5 protein-coding genes are annotated in these 5,913 nt (G+C 69.8%); 1 reads left to right on the forward strand and 4 read right to left on the reverse strand.

Going from position 1 to position 5,913, the window contains the following annotated elements:
- Positions 1-509: 509 nt before the first annotated feature.
- The 3 genes from E1264_RS39080 to E1264_RS39090 form a co-directional block, all read right to left on the reverse strand.
- Complete coding sequence (locus tag E1264_RS39080; protein ID WP_132182037.1) at positions 510-1,436, reverse strand: DMT family transporter; 927 nt, start codon at positions 1,434-1,436, stop codon at positions 510-512.
- A 42-nt stretch (positions 1,437-1,478) separates the two neighbouring features.
- On the reverse strand, positions 1,479-2,321 hold the full coding sequence (locus tag E1264_RS39085) for an AraC family transcriptional regulator (RefSeq protein ID WP_132182039.1): 843 nt from the start codon (positions 2,319-2,321) through the stop codon (positions 1,479-1,481).
- A 1,017-nt stretch (positions 2,322-3,338) separates the two neighbouring features.
- Positions 3,339-3,572, reverse strand: coding sequence for a hypothetical protein (locus E1264_RS39090; protein WP_132182041.1), 234 nt, complete (start codon positions 3,570-3,572; stop codon positions 3,339-3,341).
- Between the two features lie 276 nt (positions 3,573-3,848).
- Between E1264_RS39090 and E1264_RS39095 the strand changes: the two genes are divergently transcribed.
- Positions 3,849-4,199 (forward strand): VOC family protein, encoded by a 351-nt coding sequence (locus E1264_RS39095; RefSeq protein ID WP_132182043.1) that lies wholly within the window; start codon positions 3,849-3,851, stop codon positions 4,197-4,199.
- A gap of 651 nt (positions 4,200-4,850) precedes the next feature.
- On the opposite strand, the gene E1264_RS39100 is transcribed toward E1264_RS39095, so the two are convergent.
- Positions 4,851-5,099 (reverse strand): hypothetical protein, encoded by a 249-nt coding sequence (locus E1264_RS39100; RefSeq protein WP_132182045.1) that lies wholly within the window; start codon positions 5,097-5,099, stop codon positions 4,851-4,853.
- Positions 5,100-5,913: the final 814 nt, after the last annotated feature.

Below are 5,913 nucleotides of genomic sequence, written 5' to 3' on the forward strand. Positions count from 1 at the left end.
CGCCCTGCACCGGACGCCCGATGCCTGATACCCGACGCCCAGCGCCTGAGACCGGATACCCGGTGCCCGATCCCCGGCACGTCGCCCGCCCCATGAGGCTAGGCCTCCGACCCCTGACGATCGACGCCCCGCGCCCGATCCCCGATCCCTGGCGCCCGACGCTCGGCCGCTGATACCCGGTGCCCGACGACCGATCTCCGGGACATCACCCGCCCCTTGGGCCAGGCGTCCAACCCTCGGCGTCCGACCCTCGACGCCGGGCGCCTACGCGCGGCATGCGACGCCCGGCGCCCGGCGCCTACGCGGGGTGCGAGCCTCGACGCTCGGCGCGCGAGGGTCGGTGCACCAGGTGATGCGGCGGTCGATGCATCGTGGGTCGTGTTGATGTCGGCACGCCAAGTGCTGACGCCAGTATGGGGGCCTCGGCGCCGGTAGCTGTGCCTTGTGCGCGGCTGTGGATAACCGGGACGGTCCTCGCCATGCTCGTTGCGTGTGCTCGCTGCGGCAGGTCAGCAGGCCGAGGTTTCTTCGGGCTCGACGACGGCGTCCCGCTCCGGGGGCTTGGCTTCGGCGGGCGCCGGGCGGCGCGTGGCGGCGGTCGCGAGGACGGAGCCGCCGAGGATCAGCGCGAACGAGGCGATGATCGTCCCGGTGAGGGGCTCGCCGAGGAACACGACCCCGGCGACGACCGCGACGGCCGGGTTCACATAGGTGAACACCATGCCTCTGGACGTGCCGACCTCCCGGATCAGCTCGAAGAACACGATGAACGCCAGCGCCGTGCACAGCAGCCCGAGCCCGATGAGCGCGGCGAGGACGCGTCCGTTCGGCATCGACTCCGGCCAGGTGGCGGCGGCCGGGCCGGTGTAGACGAGCGCGGCGATGGCCAGCGAGAACGCGGCCATCTGCAGGCTCGGCATGTCCCGCATCCGCCGAGCCGCGATCATCGGAGCGATGGAGTAGCCGAGCGCGACCAGCATGACCTCGCCGATCGCCCACGCGCTGCCGCCACCGAGATGCGGTCCGGCGAGGACGCCGACGCCGACCAGTCCGACCAGCAGACCCGCCCAGCGCACTGGCCCGAGCCGCTCCCCGTCACCGGTGAGCCTCGCCAGCGCCACCCCGACGATCGGGACGGCGGCGATCAGCAGCCCGGTCATGGAGCTGGTCAGCCGGTTCTCGGCGTCCGACAGCAGGGCCCACGGGCCGAGGATCTCCACCGCCGTGAACACCAGGAGTGGGCGCCAATGCCGGCGGACCACGTCGAACTGGCCCGCCCGGAGCGCCAGCGGCAGCAGGACGGCGGCGCCGAGCGCGGTCCGGGTGAACACGATCATCGGGACCGAGACGTCCTCGACCGCCACCTTGATCATCAGATAGGGGATGCCCCACAACACGCCCATCAGCGCGAACAGCACCCAGCCACGGCGACTCAACGCGACCTCCGTTCCCGTCCGTCCGCCAACGAACGGACGGCTTCAGGATGCGGGACGGCGCGCCGCACTGTCTTGAACGCTGTTGCGGTAGGCGCCGGGCGTGACGCCCACCACGCGCCGGAACCATCGCGTGAGGTGCGCCTGGTCGGCGAACCCGACGAGCGTTGCGGCCTCCGCCGGGCGGTGTCCCGCGTCCAGCAGCGCACGGGCCCGGGTGACGCGGTGCTGGGCGAGCCATGCGTACGGCGGCATGCCCATGGCGTCACGGAAGGTGCGCAGCAGTTGGTACCGCGAGAGCTGCAGGTCACCCGCGACCTCGGCGAGCGTCGGCGGGGCGTGCATCTCGTCCGACAGGCGCGCCGCGACGATGCGAGCGATTCGGCCGGCGTCGGCGCCGCGCCGTCGCGGCGCCTCCTCCGGGCTGGGCCCCGCATGCCGCCGGACGAGCGCGCCCAACACCCCGAGCAGCCGGGACTCGCCCTCCAGCGGGTCCTGTCCCAGGCGCAGCGCGCGATGTGCGAGCCGCAACGCCTCACCGAGCTGCACATCGTCGATGATCGGCTCGCGGAAGTGTGGCCACGCGGGCTCCTCGTCGTCCGAGTTCACCGCGGCGCCCAGCAACTCGGCACCCGGATACACGCACAGGTAAGCGAAACCTTCCGGCCGAGCCGGACCGCCAGTGTGCGCCTCCCCCGGCTCGACCACGACGAGGCTCCCCGCCCCCGAGTAGACCTTCTCGCCCCGGTAACGCATGGTCTCCAGACCGGCGACGGTCACCCCGATGGCGTACTCGTCGTGGATGTGCGGCGCATAGTGCCGACGCCCGATCCGCGCCGTCAGCAGGTCGAGCGGCGCCCCCTGCAGCCCGTCAACACGCGTCCACAACGTTCGATCGCCAGACCACCCGCGCCCGGACGGCCCAAGCCCACTCCCAGCTACGCCTCCGCCCGGCCGTTCCTCCGGAGCCCGCTCAGGCGGAGGCGCACTACGCCGCCCAGCCCGCCCTTCAATCAGTTGCTGAGCACCGAGGTCAGCCGCCCGCCCACTCACAAGCTCACCTGACCGCCCAGACCAAGAAGCCGCAGACGGCCCAGCCTCAGCCGTGACGGGCCCGCCCGCCCGTCCGATCCCTTCGACCCGTCCAGCACTTCTGGCCCAGCAGGCCCGTCCGAGCCGTCGGTCCCTTCCGCGTCCGGCCCGTCCGGCCCGTCTGTCGCGTCCGGCCCGTCCAGCACTTTCGGCCCGTCGAGCCGTTCGGCCCTAAGGAGTCGTCCGACCCGTCCGAGCCCATCCGTCACGTCCAGTTCGTCCGTCACGTCCGGGCGAGTCTCACCTAGCTCATCGAATCGCACCTCGACAGCCCCCTGACAAACCGCCTTATCCGATCGCCCACTCACAAGTGCACTGGCTCGCCTGGCGCTTGACCACTGCCGTGCCAGCAAGAAGCCACATATCGTCCAGTCGGGCCCAGCTCCAGGCTCGACCGGCCCATCCTCCCCAAGAGACACCTGGCCCGCCAGACCACACCTCAGCAACCCGCTCAGACTGAGGAGCATCTCCTCCCCACCTGGACGGCGCTTTGGCCAGGTGCTGAGCGCCGGTAGCTGTAAGCCGCTCAACCCCAGGGTCAGCCGACCACCCGAACCGAGAAGCCGGGCGCGGCGCTGTCGCTCCCTCCGCAGACGGCTCTGGCATCGGCTCTCAACATCTTCATCGTGTCGACAGGCGAGTTGCTGCCGCTTTGGTCGGCGGGGGAGGCGGTGCACGACTCGCTGTTCGACGGACCGTTCGGAACCTACCTCGGCAGGCCGCTCGGGGAAGGGGGCGGTGGACTGCTGATCGGTTTGTCGTTCTGCCTGAGGCTCTGTCTGCCGGGCGGGTGGTCGGGCCGTCGCGGGGCGCTCAGGCGGAGAAGACGTGCCGGAGCCGCCACCGGTCCGCGTCACGGCCGAGCTCCGCGACGACCACTCCCTCGGCTCCCGTGACCCGAACCCGGTAGACCCGGCCTTCCTGGGCCGTGCCGTACGTTTTCAGGATCTCGTCCACGGCGTACCGCGTCCCCCGCCATTCGTACGCGGTGAGCCGTCCCGCCAGGTCGTGCTCGGCGCGGACCGGCTCGTTCAACAACTGCCCCATGCGGCGAGCGTAGCACGCATTCGAACTGGTGTTCGCAGGTCGGACGGGGTGTTCCCGTAACGCATGACGCTGTTGTCGGGCCATCGTATGGATGTGCGTCCCCGCTCCGCCGGGCGTGGCGCAGCGCCCGACTTCACCCGGAACTTGAGCCGGGACGCGCGGACCATACACAGGCCAACGAAGGACGGCGCCATCCTCAACCCGGTGACAGCGAGACGCTCCCGCGATTCGGCCCGTACCCCGGGGAAAGGAGCAGACGAGAACTGAGGGGGAGTCATGATCAACGGGGCGCACGTCATCATCTACAGCCGCGACGCCGAGGCAGACCGGGCATTCATCCGAGAGGTTCTCGGCTTTCCGGACGTCGACGCGGGCCATGGCTGGCTGATCTTCAAGCTGCCGCCGGCCGAGCTCGCGGCGCATCCCACCGAGGGCGAGCCGCGGCACGAGTTCTACCTCATGTGCGACGACATCCAGACGACGCTCGAAGGGCTGGGTGCCCGCGGCGTCCAGGTCGATGTCCCCGTCACCGAGCAGAGCTGGGGGCTGCTCGCTGCGATCAGGCTGCCGAGCGGTGGAGAACTCCCGATCTACGAGCCTCGCCATCCGCTGGCGAAGGACCTCTAGCCACTGTTATCCACAGGTTGGGGACAGCGTCTGCACACACCTCCTCGTCATGTCGACAGGCGCTCCGGGAGGCCGCGTCCACAGGCAGATCCCCAGAACGGCCAAGCTTTCCACGGTCTGTGCGGCCCCACCACGCGCCGCCCCTTCAGCATCCACACGGCCGGGCCGTCATGCACAGAATCCACAACCTGTGGATAACTGCCGTGCACATCCTGGGTACGGTCGGCAGGTGCCGTGTCCACCATTCTTCCCCAGCTCGTCCCCAACTCGTGGGACCACTTATCCACGTCGTGGATAAGCCCCTGACCTGCGGATAGGTCCTGTCCGGCGCGTCATCGCCCACACCGCTTTCACATGCTGTGGACGAGCGGCCTCCCCAACCCGTGTGCCCGGTGGATAACGTTGCCCACCGAGAATCCCCAGCCAGGTCCCCAGCCATCGACGACCCGGCGCCCTGAGGACAGCCGACACGAGCACAACACCGCCGAACCGGCCCCAAGCTCCATCAACGCCGACCCGGACCTGCCCGCCCCTGGCCGGAGCCGGATCCCGGGCCATCCAGGCGCACAGCGACTCCGAGTCAGCCCAGCGCCGCAAGTCAGCCCAGCGCCGCAAGTCAGCCCGGCGTCGCAAGTCAACCGGACGTCGCAGTCAGTCCAGGGCCCGCAAGTCGTAGGCGAGCGAGGAAGGGGCGGGGGTGACGGCGCAGGCCTCAGGAAAGAGGACGTGGGGCCTGGGCATGTCGGCGAGGAACGGGCCCGTCCACCAGCGGCACACGTCCGCGAGCGCGGCGAGCCCTGGCGCGCGGGCGCCCCGAGACGCTAGCGCCCCGCCGGGGGCGAGGTGCGCGGTGGTCGCCTCACGGCGAAAGGCACAACGAAGCTCCAGCCTGGACCGCATGGGACCGGCGGTGTTTCCCGAAGGCGTCGTGGAGGAACCGACCCCGCCCGTCCGCGCCACCGCCACAGCGAGATGGGGCACCGGACGCCCGAACGGCGGATGAGCGCGGGCACGACGTCGCGCACGTCGGTCGTCCGCCATGGACTGCTCCGGCGTCTGCGGTGCCCGATCTCGATGTGATCGGCCGCAGCCAAATGATCCTCAAACTGTTGGTGTCGGCCAATGACCAGGCGAGTTCAATGCAGCGTCGTCGACCGCGCAGTGGACTGATCGACCGTGAACTCCATGTAGGCCGCCCGGCACTACTCGATCTTGGCGAAACAAGTTATCCACAGTCTGTGGAGAAAGCACTGTGGGCCCGCAGCCTGCATAGGCTCTCCAAGCAGTACCGCTTACCGTCCACAGCTAAGCCCAATCAAGATCCACAATGTACCGACCGCACGGTGAGCCTTCTCGGACACCGGTCAAGACCGATGGCGGGCGCCGTCACTTGCCCATGCCCCGGCTCTTCTGGGGACGGCAAGACCCTGGACGGGGCGAACGATCAGACCTGGGAAAGGCGGGTGCGCGGTTATTGGGGGATCTACGCCATCGCCGGGGCAATGGCGTGCCCGGCGCACGCACTACCAACGGCATGCCGCAGTGGCGACCATCAAGGAGGTGTGGTTCTACCAGGTGCGTGAAGAGGTGCTCAGCGACGTCCGCCTCGCCTTCGGCCATCGTGACTCTGAAGACCACCGTGTGGCTCGGCGGGTCGGGAGGCTGGAGCTGTTGACATTGCAAGACCCCCGTCGGTACCCGGCGGGGTCCGGGG

The sequence above is a fragment of the Actinomadura sp. KC216 genome (genome assembly GCF_004348535.1).
In the GTDB taxonomy this organism is placed as follows: Bacteria; Actinomycetota; Actinomycetes; order Streptosporangiales; family Streptosporangiaceae; genus Spirillospora.

Coding starts and splice junctions, on each gene's coding strand:
- E1264_RS39090 (WP_132182041.1), bottom strand. CDS start 3,572: ATGGGGCAGTTGTTGAACGAGCCGGTCCGCGCCGAGCACGACCTGGCG.
- E1264_RS39100 (WP_132182045.1), bottom strand. CDS start 5,099: ATGCGGTCCAGGCTGGAGCTTCGTTGTGCCTTTCGCCGTGAGGCGACC.
- E1264_RS39095 (WP_132182043.1), top strand. CDS start 3,849: ATGATCAACGGGGCGCACGTCATCATCTACAGCCGCGACGCCGAGGCA.